This window comes from Moorena sp. SIO4E2 (assembly GCF_010671945.1).
GTDB lineage: Bacteria > Cyanobacteriota > Cyanobacteriia > Cyanobacteriales > Coleofasciculaceae > Moorena > Moorena producens.
On record NZ_JAAHIE010001021.1, the window covers coordinates 1 to 1,917 of the forward strand.

A 1,917-nucleotide genomic window follows, 5' to 3' on the forward strand; every position below is an offset into this window, starting at 1 on the left:
TCGGATTTACTGTTATCGGAGTTATGCCGTCCAGTTGGTTATGAATTATATGCCATGACTCCGGCGGTACGGTCTAATTTATTGGCACAATTTGAAACATCAGAATTTCAGGACAAATTTGGTAAAAATCGCCTCAAATCGGTAGCCCAATTGCTGATGGACTACGTGACTTATTTAATGGGAACCCATCCTGCCAGCCGACAGGGAGAATTCCAGGCACAACAATGGGCAGCCATGGTGTATTTAGATCAACATCGCACTCAAGCAGAAGAAGAGATAGCCACAGCCCTACAAGGATTAATTAACCGAGGAAAAAATGGACAGGCAGAATTAGCCCGATTACAGCGTCTAATTCAAGAATTTAGACCCCAGTTGAGTCAATATGACTCCTTAATGAAATTTGCTGAATCCCTCGGAATCTGGCTCAAAGATCAAATTCCCCCTGATGCTGGTCAATCCTATGGTGTTCATGGGGTAAACCTTAGCTTAAATCCAGTCACTCAGCTTGAAGGTTTCCCACCCATGCAAACCTTTGAATGTGAGGTGGTAACCATTGAGCTGGGAGCAGAAACAGAGATATCTCCAGAGATTGAGCTAGAACCTTTTGAGTTTGAAGTGGTAACTATTGAGTTAAAACCAACACGCAAGTGGTTCACAACAAAAATAGAACCAATCATCAAGCGTCATCAGCAACAAGCTGATGGTTTTACCGAAGACTTAGGGAATGGAGTTGAGTTAGATATGGTTGGCATTCGTGAAGGGAGCTTTATCATGGGTTACCCAACAGAACTAATCATCAAGCGTCGTCAGCAACAAGCTGATGGTTTTACCGAAGACTTAGGGAATGGAGTTGAGCTAGAGATGGTTGGCATTCGTGAAGGGAGCTTTATCATGGGTTCCCCAGAAACAGAACAGGGGCATAGTGATGATGAAAGTCCACAGCATCAAGTCACCGTTAAATCCTTCTTCATGGGTAAATACCCAGTTACCCAAGCCCAATGGCAAGCCGTCGCCGCCCTACCCCAAGTCAACACAGAACTTGAACCCGATCCATCCTATTTTAAAGGGAAAGACCGACCTGTAGAGGAAGTCTCTTGGTATGATGCGGTGGAATTTTGTGAGCGGCTGTCCCAACAGAGTAAACGCCCTTATCGCTTGCCCAGTGAAGCCGAGTGGGAGTATGCTTGTCGAGCCGGAACAACAACTCCGTTTCATTTTGGTGAGACAATTACAACTGACCTAGCTAACTATAATGGCAACTATACTTATGGCTATGGTGCCAAAGAAAAATATGCCCAGGAAACCACCCCAGTGGGAAGTTTTGGGGTAGCCAATGACTTTGGACTCTACGATATGCATGGGAATGTGTGGGAGTGGTGTGCAGACCATTGGCACTCAAACTATGAAGGTGCGCCGACAGATGGCAGTGCCTGGGAATATAATAATGACAATGATAATAAGCGGCGGCTGTTGCGGGGTGGTTCCTGGGACTACGTCCCTGAGTACTGCCGTTCTGGGTCTCGCTACAACTATAATCCGGCTCTCAGGCACCTCAACGGCTATATTGGTTTTCGTGTGGTGTGTGGGTGTGCGTGGACTCCGTAACCCTTTACCCTTTTGCCCTTTTGCCCTGTTTTTTTCTTCTTGTGGAACAGGCTTCTAGCCTGTGGCTGGAATAGACTGCCTGTGTCAATCTCAATCAATTAATTATTTGGTCACTGGCAAGATGCCAGTTCTACAATTAATAATAATATCACTGGCAAGATGCCAGGGCTATTTCATTCTAGATGAGACCTCTTGCAAAAGTAGCGATCGCTAAATTTTTTCTTTGTCCTTCGGACAGGCTTCGCCAACAAACAAAGTTCGTAGTTGTATATAGCAGCAATTAAATTAAAGCGCAAACCAAATCTTTTTCTT

1 protein-coding gene is annotated in these 1,917 nt (G+C 45.1%); it reads left to right on the forward strand.

Annotated elements, in window-relative coordinates; all coding sequences use genetic code 11:
• Positions 1-1,605, forward strand: a 1,605-nt coding sequence (locus tag F6K37_RS40145) for a formylglycine-generating enzyme family protein (protein ID WP_502887826.1), incomplete at its 5' end; no start/stop codon positions are given.
• Between the last annotated feature and the right edge of the window lie 312 nt (positions 1,606-1,917).